This is a genomic window from Dyella sp. NPDC103356, assembly GCF_055584465.1.
The window spans coordinates 486,708-501,504 of record NZ_JBVJLZ010000002.1; the positions used below are offsets into that span (position 1 = coordinate 486,708).

Sequence of the window (14,797 nt, forward strand, 5' to 3'; positions counted from 1 at the left end):
CGGCGCGAACGAGAAACACGCAAGGGGTCGCGATGGAAGCCCAAATTCTTCGCAGGTGCGACTTCAGTCGCGACCCACGCTTACGTCACGGCCGGTCGCGACTGAAAGGGTCTTCTAAAAACCCTTCCTATCCGTCGTCCCGGCGAAAGCCGGGATCCAGTGCCTTATGCTTCAACGTGCGAAAGACACTGGGCCCCGGCTTTCGCCGGGGCGACGATGAAAACTGAGGCTATTCGAGGTTCTCTGAAGTTGTTTCTACAGAGACGTAGGAGGCTTTCGAGTGTCTGGTGCCCGGAGCGGGAATCGAACCCGCATACCCGCGAGGGTGAGGGATTTTAAGTCCCTTGCGTCTACCAATTTCGCCATCCGGGCAGCGATGGAGCTGTGCCAGCTGTAGATCGTAACATGCTGTACCCAGCAAGCTCATCCATGCGGGTCATCTACAATGACTGTGAGGGTTAAAGATTTTTTCAGTCAGGCTTTTCTGAATTTGCACTTTTCAGTGCTGTCGTCGCTTTCCTGTTACGGATGACGCTTGCAATGAATTATCGTGCATCCTAAGTTCAGGCTTCCTACCCAGGGAGGGAATAAACGTGATCAAAACTATAATCATCGACGATCACGAACTGGTCCGTACCGGTTTCAAGATGATCTTGGACAAAGAGCACGACATCACTGTCGTCGCCGAGGCGGGCACGGCCGAGGAAGGGCTGCGCCTGATTCGTTCGCTGGAGCCCGACATTGCCTTGGTCGACGTGCACATGCCCGGCATGAGCGGCATTGAGCTGACCGAGCGTGTTGCACGCGCGAAACTGGCTACCAACATCATCGTGGTGACTGTCGTCGACGACGCGCGTTTTCCCAAGCGCCTGCTCGATGCCGGTGCGCTCGGTTATCTGACCAAAGGCTGCAGTGCGGAAGAATTGCTGGGTGCGGTGCGGCATGTGGCTTATGGGCGTCGCTATCTCGCCCCGGCTGTCGCGCAGCAACTGGCGTTGGCCACGCTCGACGGAGAAGGATCCCCGTTCGACAGCCTGTCCAGCCGCGAGCTGGAGGTTGCCATGATGCTGGTACGCGGCAAACCGCTGACGACGATCGGCGAACAACTCAATCTCAGTCCGAAAACCGTATCCACCTACAAACAGCGTCTGATGGAAAAGCTACAGATCGATCATGTGGTCGGTCTGGCGCATCTGATGACGGTGCATGGTCTGCTCGACACGCACAACAATCAGGTAGGCGGCTGAGCGGTTTTTCCAGCAGCGAAACAAAAAAAGCCGGACGTAAGTCCGGCTCTTTTTTTGTGCTGTCGGTGGCGATTACTGACCGTGCGAAGCGTTCTTGTCGCTGGCGCTTTCGTCTTCCTGCGCCGTCGAGTCAGGCGATACGCTTTCCGGATGGACGGGCTCGGTCACCGGATGAAGCGGCGCACCTGCAAGTAGATCGCCTTGTGCGGGCGGGGCGGCCGATACCTTCGGTTCCTCCACCTGCGGCTGCGGCTCACTCGGCGCGGACTCTTCCAGCTTCGGCTCAAGCACGGCCTCGACCGTGACTTCGGCCGGCGCTGCGGCGATCGGCAACGGTGCCGGCTCGATGTGTGCTGCGGTCGTCTGTTGTTCGAACGACGACTGGGCACGGAAATCGATCGTGCTGTCGTTGGCAGCAGGCGTGGCAGGTTCTTCGCTGGCAGGTGTCGATTCGATAACGGTCGTCGGCGTTTCAGCTACGGAAGTATGGCCGTCCGCCCATGCGCGCGGTGCCGACTGTTCTTCGGCGACGTTCGAGACAGCGGCGACTGGCGCCGCGATGACGTGCGTTTCTACCGTATGCGTATGCTCTGCTTCCGACGACGCCTCCGGGATGGGCGGCAGCGTCGGCAGATTGAACGCCGTTGCCGCTGGAGCCGACACGCTCACTTCAGGGCGTGTCGCCCAATGCGGCGAGGCAGCTGGTTCAGCAGCTTCGGTTTTTTCTACCGGTGCCGCGGCCTCACGAGCGTGGATCGTGGTGACTTCTGCTTCGATGACGGACGCAGCGGCGAAAGCAGCGGTCGTGGCAGCGATCGTCTTCGCAGCCACCGGCTCGGCGGCAGATGCGGGTTTGGGTGCAGCCGCCTTGGGCTCATGGTTCTCGCCCAGGCCGGTATCTTCGCTGCGATCTTCATCGTCCAGCTCCGACTCGTCGACTGCCGACTCGTTGGTCTGACCCTGCACCTGCGTGCCGTCTTCATGACGACGGCGACGACGACCACCGCGACGGCCGCGACGACGACGCGACGGCGACACTTCGCCTTCGGCGCCCGGCTCGTTGCTGCCCGGTGCGGGCGTCTCGGTGACCGGTGTGCTCAGCTGAGCTTCTTTTGCTGCCTCGGCGGGGGCTGCCTCGGCGGGGGCTGCCTGCAGCGCTGCCGGCGTGGCGCCCGCAGGCGACTGCGGCGGACGCGGCTGGCGCTCGCCCTTCGGCTGCTGCTGGCCTTGCTGCTTACGCCCTTCGTTCTGCGGCTGCTGGGCTGCGTCCTGGGTCGGCTTGGGCTGACGTTCCTGGCGCGGCGTGCCGTCCTGCGGCTTCCCTGGCTGCTGCTGACGCGGCGCCTGGGCATCGGGGTTGCGCGGCTGGCGTGGCTGATTGGGTTGCTGTGCCTTGCCGGCACCCTTGCCTTGCTGCTCGCGGCGCTGCTGTTGTGACTGGCGACCCGTGCTGCCCTGTGCGGAGCGGCCACGTTCGTCACGGCGATTGCCGCGCGATTCGTTGGCGCGCGACTCGCTGCGCGGGGTGGGGGTGGGTGCAGGCGCTGGCGCGGGAGCCGGGCTGCTGAACAGGCCGCGGAACCAGCCCATCAAGCCGCCGCCCTGAGCGGGTGCGGCAACCGGCGTGGCCTTGGGTGCAGAGACGACCGGGGAGGAGGCGACCTCTTCGCGCAACGGCGCGGGCGATGCCGGCACGATGCCGCTGACAGCCGGCTGTTCGCCGCTGCCCAGGGCCTGGCCCATCTTGGGAATGGCGGTTTCTTCGACGGCGGTCAGGCGCTCGTAGCTGGGCTTGCTGTGCTCGCCCATGTCCGCTTCGCGGATGCGCTGGATTTCGATATGCGGGGTTTCGAGCTTGTCGTCGGCGACGATGACGACGTGCACCTTGTTGCGCAGCTCGATCTCGACCACGCTGGCGCGCTTCTCGTTGAGCATGAAGTTGGCGACCGCGGGCGGTGCCTGCACCAGCACCTGGCCGGTGTTGTCCTTCATCGCGTGCTCTTCGATCAGGCGCAGCGTCGACAGCGCCAGCGATTCCACGCCGCGGATATGGCCGTGGCCTTCGCAGCGCGGGCAGACGATCTGGGTGGCTTCGCCCAGGGACGGGCGCAGGCGCTGGCGGGACATCTCCAGCAGGCCGAAACGCGAGATGCGGCCGATCTGCACACGGGCGCGGTCCAGCTTGAGGGCGTCCTTCAGGCGTTCTTCGACTTCACGCTGGTGCTTGGGGCTGTCCATGTCGATGAAATCGATCACGATCAGGCCGCCGGCGTCGCGGATGCGTAGCTGGCGGGCGATTTCCACCGCCGCTTCGCAATTGGTGTTGAAGGCGGTTTCTTCGATGTCGCTGCCCTTGGTCGCCTTCGACGAGTTGATGTCGATGGCGGTCAGCGCTTCAGTCTGGTCGATGACGATCGAGCCGCCCGACGGCAGGCGCACCTGGCGTTCGAACGCGCTCTCGATCTGCGTCTCGATCTGGTAGCGCGAGAACAGCGGCGTGTCGTCCTTGTACAGCTTGAGCTTGCGCATGGCATTGGGCATGACCTGCTGCACGAACTCGCGGGCGTCGTTATAGAGCGACTCCTCGTCGATCAGGATCTCGCCGATATCGTTGCGCAGGTAGTCGCGCAGGGCGCGGATGAACAGCTTCGATTCCTGATAGATCAGGAACGGGCCCTTCTGCGCGCTGGCGGCGTTGGAAATCGCCTTCCACAGCTGGAGCAGGTAGTCCAGATCCCACTGCAGCTCTTCGGCGTCGCGGCCCATGCCGGCGGTACGTACGATCAGGCCGACGTCGTCCGGCACGGTGAGGTGGTCGAGCGCTTCCTTCAAGGCCTGGCGGTCTTCACCTTCGATCCGGCGCGAGACGCCGCCGGCCTTCGGGTTGTTCGGCATCAGCACCATGTACCGGCCGGCCAGGCTGATAAAGGTGGTCAGCGCGGCGCCCTTGTTGCCGCGTTCTTCCTTTTCGACCTGAACAACGATCTCCTGACCTTCACGGATGAGGTCGCGGATATTGGCCTTGTTGGGGTCCAGACCGGCGGTGAAGTACTCGCGGGAGACTTCTTTCAGCGGCAGGAAACCATGGCGCTCGGCGCCGTAATCGACAAAGCAGGCTTCGAGGGAGGCTTCGACGCGAGTGATGCGGCCTTTGTAAATATTGGCTTTTTTCTGCTCGCGGGACGGGATTTCAATATCGAGATCGTAAAGGGTTTGGCCATCGACGATGGCCACACGCAACTCCTCACGCTGAGTTGCGTTGATCAACATACGCTTCATTGTAATTTTTCCTCGGCTTGCCGCGCGTCGCGTGCCGCGGTGGCGCCATGGTGGCGGCCTGCCGGGGATCGCGCCGCTGCGGTTAAGCGGCTTGTGACGGAACCCTTTCTGGTTCCGGGGGTGATTCTTTGGCAACGCTCGGAAGTCCCAGTACCCCTTGATACCGGACAAACGACAGCCCGAACCGTTACGATGAAAGGGAGCAGCGACCGGCTGCCGGGTAGGCGACCAGCGCTATCCTCGCCGGCGTTACGGGCGGGCTAACCGCCCCATCCATACTTCTCGTCGGACAGGGCGCAGCGCTGGCCGAGTATCCTATCTCGTCAGGTTTTTTTCAATGCAGACGGTAACTTCCCATGACGCACCTCAAGGTGTGCGTCAAGTCCAGGTCGGCCCCGAGCGGGACGGCCAGCGTATCGACAATGCGCTGATGACCCTGCTCAAGGGCGTGCCCAAGAGCATGATTTACCGCCTCCTGCGCACCGGGCAGGTGCGTGTGAACGGCAAGCGCGCCAAGCCCGATACGCGTCTCGTGGCCGGTGATATGTTGCGTATTCCGCCGGTGCGGGTGGCAGAGCGACCGGTAGAGCAGGGCCCGTCCGAGAGCATGGTGGCCGAGGTTGCCGAGGCGGTGATCTTCGAGGACAAGCACTTCCTGGCCATCGACAAACCGGCCGGGATCGCCAGCCATGGCGGCAGCGGCGTGAGTCATGGCGCGATCGAACTCTTGCGCGCGGCCCGCCCGACCGAGCATCTGGAGCTGGTCCATCGCCTGGACCGCGACACCAGCGGCGTGCTGGTTTTTGCCAAGACCCGGGCCGGCCTAGTCGGGCTGCAGGCGGAGATCCGCGCCAACACCGTGACCAAGCAGTACCTGTGCCTGATGACCGGGCATCCGCAAAAAGCCAAGTTCGACGTCAATGCGCCGCTGTTGAAATCGGTGCTGCAGGGCGGAGAACGGATGGTAAGAGTTGCCGATAACGGCAAGCCATCGCTCACTTTTTTCCGTGAGATGGAGCAGTACCCAGGCGCTCGCCTGATGCAGGCGACGTTGGGCAGCGGGCGCACGCACCAGATCCGCGTGCATGCCCAGCACGTCGGCCATCCACTGGCCGGCGACCCCAAATATGGCGACCGCGACGCAAACAAGCGCTTCAAGGAGTGGGGGTTGAACCGGCTGTTCCTGCATGCCGCACACATGAGTTTTGAGGTGGACGGACGTTCGTATTCGTTCTCGGCGCCGCTGCCAGATGACTTGAAGAAGTTTCTGGATGTCCTTGCTACTAAAGGGGCTGTGGGCAGGAAGCGGGGCGACTGAAGGGGCCTGTAAAAAAAAACCTTCCCAATTCGTCATTCCGGCGAAGGCCGGAACCCAGTGGCCTTGTGATCGCTTGTCGCCAGAACCCGCAAAAGCCGCCAGCTCTATCGCGAAAACTGAAAGGCGATGCTACTGGGTCCCGGCCTGCGCCGGGATGACGATCATTGAAACTGAAGCTTTTCTGGCCCCGGCGTTCGCTGGGGCGACGATGAAAACTGAAGTTATTCGAGAACGCCTGCGCCTTAAAGAAAGAATCGTCCGCTGATCTCCAGCGACCGCAACAAAGGCCCGGCCAGCCCGGCCTCGACGATCAGGGCACAGGCTGCGTGGGCCAGCGCAATCGGAGCAAGGCTGCGCGTACGCATGAAGCACCAGGCCCAATACAGCTCGGCCAGGAAACAGAACTGCATCAGCAGCCCATTGGGCGTATGCAGCAGGCCGAATGTCGCTGCGGTGACCAGTACGCAGAACGCGGCCGGCCAGCCCCAGGTTTCCCAGCGACGCATGACCACCACCAGGATCAGCCACTGCTGCAGGCTGGCCCAGGCAAGATAGAGAAGCACATGGCGCCACGGCAGCGGATGCAGGTGGCGATCGCCGAAGGCCACCACCAGTGCATAGGCGACAACGACCAGGACCAGTGGCCACAACCAGGGCTGGGTTCCCTGGCCGAACCAGCGCCACTGCGCGGTGCCGAGGTGGCGCCATTCTCGCCACGCGGCGAATCCGATGGCGCCAAGAAAACCGACGATGGCCGGAACCGAGGGGTGCAATTGCCATTGCAGGCCGATGATCAGCCAAAGCGGCCCCAGCAGAATCAGCACCAGGGCGGCCCATTCCGGGGCGCGGTACTGCGCGGCTACCAACAGCAGGGCCAAGTAAAGCGCGCAAACCGCCCAGCCGAGCCATGGCGGCAGATCCATCTTCGCCTTGGCAACCAGAAGACCGCGATGGGGAACGACGACGGCGCCGGGTTGCCGGCTCAGGATATGGTCGCGCAGTTGGAGCAGGGTTTCCGCGCTCGCATTCGATGGAAGGCGAATCATGGGTGCGGGACCGATCGAGTCCCAGGCATCCCATTGAGCGCCGGCGCGCGTCGCATCACCACTCAATGCAAGACTGGCCCCGCGCGGTGCGGCGATGCGCGCCCCCGCGCCGAGCTGCACGTCTTTGAGCAACCACGACGCCCCGGCCGGAATGATCGGTCGCAGGCGCAGGGTGGTTGCTGCCTGCGGCAGCGGACAGTCGGGGCGAGTAGGGTCGGTGGACTGCGCATGCAACTGGCGCAGGTCGATCAGGATGTCGTTGGACGTATTGGAAAGCTCCGCTGCGTCCGTCACCAGGCAGCCAGCATGACCGGGCGATTCCCAGATGATGCCTAGCCGCCCCGGCGAACTGCTCTTGGCCAGGATGCGCAACATCGGCCAGTGCAGCAGATCGACGGGCTGGGCGAGCGGCAGCCCCAGGTCGAACGGTGTGCCACTGCTGCTGACACTGTCGACGCCATCGACGCCGGTCAGCAGGTCCGCATTGCCGAAGGCACGGCCGGCGACCAGGTCATCCCGTGTGCGCGGCGACCATCGCCACAGCGGAGCGTCCGTTTGCAGCGAGTGCAGACGTTGTTGTGCATCGCGCGCGAGTTCACTGCGGGTGATCCAGCTCGAAAGCGCGGCCATCGACCACAGCACAACAGCTACCGCCAGTACGAAACTGGCGGTCCAGGCGATCCGTCGCAGGAGCTGGGTCGCTTTCAATGGGCGAGCAGGGCCTCGACGCGTGCTGCACAGATAAAGTCGTTCAGGGACAGTCCGCCCACATCGTGGGTGGACCACAGCAGGTGGCAATGGCCATAGCCCGCTTCGATATCCGGGTGATGGTCCTCATGGTTGGCCATGAAACCAACCGCGTTAATGAAGCCTAGGGTGCGATGGAAATCGGCGAACTTGAAATCCTTGACGATGGCCTTGCCATCCGCCGTGACGCTCCAGCCGGGTAGCTGCTGCAGAAGTTCGCCGATCTGGGCGGTATCGAGTGCATTTTCGGCACCTTTGCGCGGCTGGCAGTGCTGGCTGGCGAGATCGGTCATGCGGTAACTCCAAGGCGAGACGGCAAGTGTAAAGAAGCAAGCGTCGAAGTTGCCTGCACAAAAGTAAAGACGCGCACGGAAGGCAAAACAGTACTAAAATGGTGCTGTTTCCGCTGGCGCCTTTTCGGCTGCCGGGCGAAGTTATCCGGAGTAGACATGATCGACATTTCCGAGCGCGCGCAGCAGCACTTTCTGCGTCTGCTTTCCAATCAAGGTATTGAAGGCCTGGGGATTCGCCTGAGCGTGACCCAGCCCGGCACGCCGGCGGCCAATTGCGAGCTGGAGTTCTGCGAGCGCAATGAGCTCTCGGGCAATGAATGGACGGTCGAGTGCACGGGTTTCGACTTCCATATCGACGGTGCCAGCGCGCCGTGGCTCGATGGCGCTACCATCGACTACGAACCCAACACCACCGGCGGTCAGCTCAATATCCGCGCACCGCGTATCAAGGGTGAGCTGCCCGGCCTGGAAGCGGGTCTGGTCGAGCGCGTGCAGTATGTGCTCGAAGCCGAAGTGAATCCGAAGATCGCCGCGCACGGCGGCCGCGTCAGCCTGCTCGAAATCGATGCCAACGGCGTGGTGGTGCTGCAGTTCGGCGGCGGTTGCCATGGTTGCGGCATGGTCGACGTCACGCTCAAGCACGGCGTCGAAAAGACCTTGCGCGAGCGCGTGCCCGAGATCACCGAGGTGCGCGATGCCACCGATCATGCCGGTGGCAGCAACCCCTACTACAGCAAACCCGAAGGCCGTTCGGCGCTTGGTTGAGCGCACGGGTTATTTCTTTTTTCCGCGCAACAGGGCGACAAACCAGCCGGTAAGAACGAGTCCAAGAGCGAGGCCGATGCCGGCGCCCCACAGTGCGCCGGTATTGCCCCAGAACGCATTGCCGATGATGACACCCAGCAAGAAAAGAACGGGTAGCGGAAGGCAGCCCATGGGGTTTCCTTGTATGTCCGGCCAGCTACGTTATCGCAGTGAAAGTCCACGCGTTGTCACGTGCAAAACAAAAAGCCCGCCGAAAGATGGCGGGCTTTTTGTTTGCAGGGCGTCGCGACGTTAGTTCTTGTCGCCCTGGATATGGCCTTCGAGCGTATCGAGCTTGGTCGGCAAGCTGGAGAAATACGCGGCGACGTCTTCGATATCCTGGTCGGACAGCGTGGCGACGAAGCCCTTCATGATGGCGTTGCTGCGCTGGCCGGTCTTGTACTCGTGCAGCGCCTGCTGCAGGTACATGTTGTACTGGCCGGCAAGGCGGGGGTACTGCGGATCGACGGCATTACCGTCGGTGCCGTGGCACGCGAAGCAGGCGGCAGCCTTCTGCTTGCCGGCGTCGACATTGCCCGAAGCCAGCAGCTGAGTGGATGCGAACGCCAGGACGGCGCCGAATGAAAGCAGGGTAAGCGTACGTTTCATGCGGAATGGGTCCTTGACGGCTTACTTGGCGAGGCTGGAAAGATAGGCGGCGATATCGTCGATGTCCTTATCGGACAGACTCTGCGCCTGGGCCGTCATGGTCGGGTGGCTGCGCTCGCCCGATTTGTACTCGTGCAGCGCATTGACGATGAACTGCTGATTCTGGCCGGCAATCTTCGGTACCGGGTACTGCGGATAGGCGTTTTCATATCCCACCACGCCATGACAGCCGTTGCAGGTATAGACGAGCTTACGTCCCGTGGCCTTGTCGCCTTCGGCATGCACACTCGCGGTGGCAAGGAAGGCAGCGGCCATGGTCAGGCCAAGCAATTGCAGTCGAGTCATCAAGATCATTCCCACGATTCCGGCTGGTACATGGAGATTAGTCTCGGAAGTATAGTGGTTGCTTTCCAATCGGAACAATATCGGCGTCGTGCTGTCCGCGATGTCGCCGTCGAGGGGAGTGGCAATGGGAGGCAGTCTGTTGAATCGTATGGTCTTGCTGTTGGTGCTGGTGCTGCTCGCACCGGCCGCGCTGGGCGCTCGCGCCTACCGCATCGTCGGCTATGTGTCCGATGCCCGGCCGTTGCCGGCGATCAGCCCGGACAAACTGGACGTGATCAACTTCGCGTTCGCCAAGGTCAGCCCGCAGGGCGAGGCTGTGCTTGAAAGCCCCACCGCGCCGGCGTCGCTGGCGGACCTGGTGGCCTTGCGCAAGCGCCATGCACAGTTGCAGATCGTGTTGTCGGTCGGTGGCTGGGGCGCGGATCATTTCTCCGAAGCCGCGCTCGACGACGCCTCGCGCCAGCGTTTTACCGCCAGCGCCGTCCATATGATCGAGCAGTACGACCTCGATGGTGTCGACCTCGATTGGGAATATCCGACCCTGGCGGGGCCGGGCATCAGCCATCGCCCCGAGGACCGGCGCAATTTCAGCCTGTTACTGGAGAGCCTGCGCAAGGGGCTCGACCAACTCGGCGCCGCCCATGGCGGCAAGCACTATCTGTTGACTATCGCAGCGGCCGATGGCGAGTTCGTCGCTGGCATCGAATTGAACCGGGCCGCACGTTCGCTGGACTGGTTCAACCTGATGACCTACGACTTCCATACCAGCCTGACGCCGACCACCGGCCACCATGCGGGGCTTTATCTGTCGAAGTGGGCACCGGCCGAAGACCGTTCGGGCGACAAGGCCGTCAAGCAGTTCCTTGCGGCCGGCGTGCCGCCGAAGAAGCTCAATCTGGGTGTCGCGTTCTACGGCCGCGAGTTCGGCGGCGTGAATCCGGAGCACCAGGGTGTGCAGCAGAAGTACACGAAGTTCATCGGCGCGCCGTCATGGCAGGAGCTGGTGACCAACGACATTGGCAAGCAGGGTTTCGTGCGCTACTGGGATGCGCAGGCGCAGGCGCCATATCTGTGGAATGCGAAGACGCAGACCTTTATCAGCTATGAGGATCCGCAGTCGCTGGCATTGAAGGCCGCGTACGTCAAGGCGCACGGGCTGGGCGGAATGATGTACTGGGAGCACGCCCTGGATCAGAACGAGCAGTTGCTTGACGTGCTGGTCAAGGGGCTGCAATAACCGCGCGCATGGTGATATTGCTACGGGACGATCACGGCTAAAGTCGCGACCGTCTCGTGCATACCCTCAAAACAAGCTCTTGAAGATATGAATCCCGGCGCTGTACTCGCCGACGATCGTGCCCAGGCACACCAGGAAGAAGTTGAGCAGCGTGCGTGCCACGCGATTCTTCCACCAGCCGCTCCAATGCGTGATGTCGTCGCGGAGGGCTTCGAAGTCCGCGACACGCGGCTTGCGAATCCATGCCTCGACCATCGCGCTGATACCGCCGGAGGGAATGCCCGGGCGAAACGGTTTGATCGGCGCGGCAATAAACGCAGCCACCACACTGAGCGGATGGCCACCGGCGATGATCGCGCCGACGGCGGCAAAGCCGCCGGTCAACAGCACCCAGTCGCGCAAGGCCTGCGCACCCAGCGCAGTGTTGCGATGGAACGCAAAGGCGATCGCGGCGAATACGGCAATCACCAGGGCCAGTGCAATCCACTTGGGCCAGCGTGACTTGGGTGGTGCCTTGGCCAGTTCGGCGGCGGTGAGGATCGGGTCTTCCTGTTGTACGCGCAGTTGCTCGCCCATGCCTTTGAGATGGCCGGCGCCGATGACCACCAACACCTTCTTGCCCGCGCCGAAATGCCCACGTTCGGCTTGTTCGCGCAGGCGTGCCGCCATGTAGGTGTCGCGTTCGGCGATCAGGCTGCGATAAAGCGGTGCCGATTCGGTGGCGAACTCGCTGAAGGCGCTTTCCAGCATATCGCCTTCCTTGAGTTTCTCGATTTCCTTTTCGTCGATGGCTTCGCGCTCGAACACGCTGGCGAGCAGACCGCCCATCAGGCCAAAGCGCTGCCAGAAGCCGACGCTATGCCAGGCGCGGCGTAGCGTGGTGCCCACTTCGCGGTCGATCAGCCACAGCGGAACACCTTGCGCGGCGGCGCCATCCATCGCCGCTTTCATTTCCGCACCGGGCTCGATGCCATGCTGATCGGCGAGGCGCTTCTGGAACGTCGACAGCACCAGGCTGGCGGCCACCATGCCGACCTTGCCCTGGCGAATCACCTGCAACAAATCCATCTGCTTGAATGCTTCGGGATCGCGCATACCCTGTGCGCGGCTGTCGCACAGCTCGATCGCGACAGCGTCGAACTGTTCCTGCGCCAGCAGAGCCTTGACCGCCTCGACACTGGTCAGCGACACATGCGCCGTGCCCAGCACCACGTATTCCACGCCATCGCGTTCGATCCGTTCGAGCGGTTGGCCCTCAAGGGCGGACGGCAGTTCGGTAGTGGTTTCGGTCAGGCTCATGCGCTCATTCTTGCCGTTGTCAGTTCTCATCCATGGGGACATGTCACGGACCGCACAAGGCAGGCCCCTGGCACGGCGTTCAGTCGCGGAAACGCTTCAGCAGGTCCTGATAAGCGTCGATACGGCGATCGCGCAGGAACGGCCAGATGCGCCGCACGTTCTCGCTGCGCGCCATATCGATCTCCGCGATCAACAATTCGCGCTTGTCGGTGCCCGCCTGGGCCAGGAACTCGCCCTGCGGTCCGGCGACAAAACTGGTGCCCCAGAACTGAATGCCTGCACCGACGCCCGCGACATCCGCTTCATAGCCGGTGCGATTGCACGAGAGCAGGGGCAGGCCGTTGGCGACCGCGTGGCCGCGTTGCACGGTAACCCATGCATCGCGCTGGCGATCCTTCTCGGCCTGCTCGTCGTTCGGATCCCAGCCGATGGCAGTCGGATAGAGCAACAGTTCGGCACCGGCCAGCGCCATCAGGCGCGCGGCTTCCGGGTACCACTGATCCCAGCACACCAGCAAGCCGAGACGGCCGACCGAGGTATCGATCGGTTCGAAACCGAGGTCGCCCGGGGTGAAATAGAACTTCTCGTAGAACGCCGGATCGTCCGGAATGTGCATCTTGCGATACTTGCCGGCGATTTCCGCAGAGCGATCGAACACCACGGCGGTGTTGTGATAAAGCCCCGCAGCGCGCTTCTCGAACAGCGACGCGACCACCACCAGCTTGAGCTCGGCCGCCAGTTTGCCCAGACGCTCGGTGCTCGGGCCGGGAATGCGTTCGGCGCGATCGAATTCCTCGACCGACTCGTGCTGGCAAAAGTACGGGCCGTTGTGCAGTTCCTGCAGCAGCACCAGCTCCACGCCGGCAGCGGCCGCTTCGCGCAGGCCTGCTTCGATCGCATCGAGATTGGCGTCACGCGTGCCGTGATCGGTTTCCTGCAGCAGCGCTACTTTGAGGGTCTTGCGGGTCATGGTCGGTCGATCCGTCTTTCTATGCTTGAGTCATCGAGATGGCGGGGCTGGCCTGTTACGCCAAACCGGCGGGCAACTGCATGGTGATGCAATGCAGGCTGCCGTTCTGCCAGATCAACGGGCGGCACGGCACCTGGACCACTTCGCGGCCGGGATGTGCCTTGGCGATCACCTTGGCCGCTTCGTCGTCGGCGGCATCGCCGTAGGCGGGAATCAGCACGGCGCCGTTGACGATCAGGTAGTTCGCATACGAGGCAGCCAGCCGGCGACCCTCGTCGACGATCGGCTTGGCCCAGGGCAATGGATACAGTTCGTACGGCTTGCCTTGCGGGTTACACAGCACGGCCAATTCGCCGGCCATGCGCTGCAATTCGTCGTGGTGCGGGTCGGCGCGGTCGTCGCAGGCCTGGAACACGATGCGATCGCCCGGCGCGAAGCGCGCCAGCGTGTCGATATGGGCGTCGGTGTCGTCGCCTTCAAGGTAGCCGTAGTCCAGCCACAGGATGCGATCGGCATGCAGGCTCTGGCTCAGCATGGCGGTCATCTGTTCGCGCGACTGTTCCGGATGGCGCTGTTTGAGGCAGCGCCAGGTGGTCAGCACGGTGCCTTCGCCATCGCTTTCGATACCGCCGCCTTCCAGCGCCCAGTCGATGCGTTTGTGGCCGGCCTTGCCGAACACACCCGCGTCGACCAGTCCGCCGATCAACGCATCGTCCTGCTCGGCGCCGAATTTGCCGCCCCAGCCGGTAAAGCGAAAATCGGTGAGCTGAAAATGACCCTGGGCATCACGCAAGGTGATCGGCCCCGAATCGCGCAGCCAGGTGTCGTCATACGGCAGCTCGACAAAGCGGATCTGATCCTTGGCCACGCCCACGGCATCCAGCTGTTGCTGGACATGCGCGCGCAAGTCGCCATCGGCCACCACGACGATCAGTCGCTGGAAGCGGGTGATCGCAGCGGCCAGCGCCACATAGGTGGTTTCCACATCGGCCAGGCGCTCGGCCCAATCGGTACCGGCATGCGGCCAGGCGATCAAAACGGCAGCCTGCGGTTCCCATTCCGCCGGCAGGCGCAGGGTCGAGTCGGTCATGGGGCTCTCGTAACGTGAAGAACGGGCCCCTTAGTGTAAGGGATGCGGCGCCCAAAGGGCGCCGGCAGTCAGTTCGCCGAACCGGGGTTCGTATTGTTGCCCGCTGGCGTATTGAGCACCGAATGGATCACGTGGCTGTGCTCGAAATACACGATGAAATTGGCGTAGTCCCAGCGGTTGATGACCGGGTGCTTGGCGCTGTCGCCGCCGCGCGGAGACAGCTTGCGCTGCGGTGCGCCCCACTGTTTCTCGACCTGGGCCATGCTCAGGCCGCGGGAGGGCAGGTTCATGCCCTTTTCCTGCTGCACACGGTTGACGAGCAGGCTGTCGGCCTGCGCCACGGACGGCGCAAGTGCGATGGCCAGCAAAACGGCCAGACCCAGGCTGGTGCGATACTTGATCATGAGCTCCCCCGCAAAGCGATGCGGCGTTTTTGTAGCAGAACTGTCGGGGCTTAGCTATCGCCATCTTTGACGATTGCGATGGGGTGAGCATTCCCAGGCGTTATCATGG

General features: G+C 62.9%; 14 protein-coding genes and 1 tRNA gene. 4 read left to right on the forward strand and 11 right to left on the reverse strand.

Going from position 1 to position 14,797, the window contains the following annotated elements:
- Window positions 1-285: 285 nt before the first annotated feature.
- Window positions 286-372 (reverse strand) — tRNA-Leu (locus ACZ6WW_RS05635).
- A gap of 221 nt (window positions 373-593) precedes the next feature.
- Between ACZ6WW_RS05635 and ACZ6WW_RS05640 the strand changes: the two genes are divergently transcribed.
- Window positions 594-1,247, forward strand: coding sequence for a response regulator (locus tag ACZ6WW_RS05640; protein WP_281848460.1), 654 nt, complete (start codon window positions 594-596; stop codon window positions 1,245-1,247).
- A 72-nt stretch (window positions 1,248-1,319) separates the two neighbouring features.
- On the opposite strand, the gene ACZ6WW_RS05645 is transcribed toward ACZ6WW_RS05640, so the two are convergent.
- Window positions 1,320-4,526 carry an Rne/Rng family ribonuclease gene (locus tag ACZ6WW_RS05645; RefSeq protein ID WP_465273313.1) on the reverse strand — a complete coding sequence of 1,069 codons (3,207 nt, stop codon included), beginning with the start codon at window positions 4,524-4,526 and terminating at the stop codon, window positions 1,320-1,322.
- A gap of 337 nt (window positions 4,527-4,863) precedes the next feature.
- Here ACZ6WW_RS05645 and ACZ6WW_RS05650 point away from each other — a divergent pair, with 337 nt between their 5' ends.
- Entirely contained in the window at window positions 4,864-5,844 is a 981-nt protein-coding gene (locus ACZ6WW_RS05650; RefSeq protein ID WP_465273314.1) for an RluA family pseudouridine synthase, read from the forward strand.
- Between the two features lie 242 nt (window positions 5,845-6,086).
- Here ACZ6WW_RS05650 and ACZ6WW_RS05655 read toward each other — a convergent pair whose 3' ends face one another.
- Both ACZ6WW_RS05655 and ACZ6WW_RS05660 read right to left on the reverse strand, forming a co-directional pair.
- The gene (locus ACZ6WW_RS05655; RefSeq protein WP_465273315.1) at window positions 6,087-7,598 is read right to left on the reverse strand and encodes a CPBP family intramembrane glutamic endopeptidase; all 1,512 of its coding nucleotides are present in this window, start codon (window positions 7,596-7,598) and stop codon (window positions 6,087-6,089) included.
- On the reverse strand, window positions 7,595-7,930 hold the full coding sequence (locus ACZ6WW_RS05660; protein ID WP_281848464.1) for a 4a-hydroxytetrahydrobiopterin dehydratase: 336 nt from the start codon (window positions 7,928-7,930) through the stop codon (window positions 7,595-7,597). The genes ACZ6WW_RS05655 and ACZ6WW_RS05660 overlap by 4 nt, the downstream gene beginning before the upstream one ends.
- 156 nt (window positions 7,931-8,086) lie before the next feature.
- Here ACZ6WW_RS05660 and ACZ6WW_RS05665 point away from each other — a divergent pair, with 156 nt between their 5' ends.
- Window positions 8,087-8,695: an NfuA family Fe-S biogenesis protein gene (locus ACZ6WW_RS05665; protein ID WP_465273316.1), complete on the forward strand. Its 609-nt coding sequence runs from the start codon at window positions 8,087-8,089 to the stop codon at window positions 8,693-8,695.
- A 9-nt stretch (window positions 8,696-8,704) separates the two neighbouring features.
- On the opposite strand, the gene ACZ6WW_RS05670 is transcribed toward ACZ6WW_RS05665, so the two are convergent.
- From ACZ6WW_RS05670 to ACZ6WW_RS05680, 3 genes are all read right to left on the reverse strand, one after another.
- Window positions 8,705-8,866: a hypothetical protein gene (locus ACZ6WW_RS05670; protein WP_281848466.1), complete on the reverse strand. Its 162-nt coding sequence runs from the start codon at window positions 8,864-8,866 to the stop codon at window positions 8,705-8,707.
- Window positions 8,867-8,986: 120 nt separating this feature from the next.
- Window positions 8,987-9,343, reverse strand: a complete 357-nt coding sequence (locus ACZ6WW_RS05675) for a c-type cytochrome (RefSeq protein WP_281848467.1) — start codon at window positions 9,341-9,343, stop codon at window positions 8,987-8,989.
- Window positions 9,344-9,364: 21 nt separating this feature from the next.
- Window positions 9,365-9,688 carry a c-type cytochrome gene (locus tag ACZ6WW_RS05680; RefSeq protein WP_281848468.1) on the reverse strand — a complete coding sequence of 108 codons (324 nt, stop codon included), beginning with the start codon at window positions 9,686-9,688 and terminating at the stop codon, window positions 9,365-9,367.
- A gap of 148 nt (window positions 9,689-9,836) precedes the next feature.
- Here ACZ6WW_RS05680 and ACZ6WW_RS05685 point away from each other — a divergent pair, with 148 nt between their 5' ends.
- Entirely contained in the window at window positions 9,837-10,925 is a 1,089-nt protein-coding gene (locus tag ACZ6WW_RS05685) for a glycoside hydrolase family 18 protein (RefSeq protein ID WP_465273565.1), read from the forward strand.
- Between the two features lie 66 nt (window positions 10,926-10,991).
- On the opposite strand, the gene ACZ6WW_RS05690 is transcribed toward ACZ6WW_RS05685, so the two are convergent.
- From ACZ6WW_RS05690 to ACZ6WW_RS05705, 4 genes are all read right to left on the reverse strand, one after another.
- A complete protein-coding gene (locus ACZ6WW_RS05690) occupies window positions 10,992-12,224 on the reverse strand; it encodes a TraB/GumN family protein (protein ID WP_465273317.1) in 1,233 nt (410 codons plus the stop codon).
- 79 nt (window positions 12,225-12,303) lie between these two features.
- The gene (locus ACZ6WW_RS05695) at window positions 12,304-13,194 is read right to left on the reverse strand and encodes a carbon-nitrogen hydrolase (protein WP_465273318.1); all 891 of its coding nucleotides are present in this window, start codon (window positions 13,192-13,194) and stop codon (window positions 12,304-12,306) included.
- Between the two features lie 55 nt (window positions 13,195-13,249).
- Window positions 13,250-14,284 carry an agmatine deiminase family protein gene (locus ACZ6WW_RS05700; RefSeq protein WP_465273319.1) on the reverse strand — a complete coding sequence of 345 codons (1,035 nt, stop codon included), beginning with the start codon at window positions 14,282-14,284 and terminating at the stop codon, window positions 13,250-13,252.
- 68 nt (window positions 14,285-14,352) lie between these two features.
- A complete protein-coding gene (locus ACZ6WW_RS05705) occupies window positions 14,353-14,688 on the reverse strand; it encodes a hypothetical protein (RefSeq protein ID WP_281848472.1) in 336 nt (111 codons plus the stop codon).
- Between the last annotated feature and the right edge of the window lie 109 nt (window positions 14,689-14,797).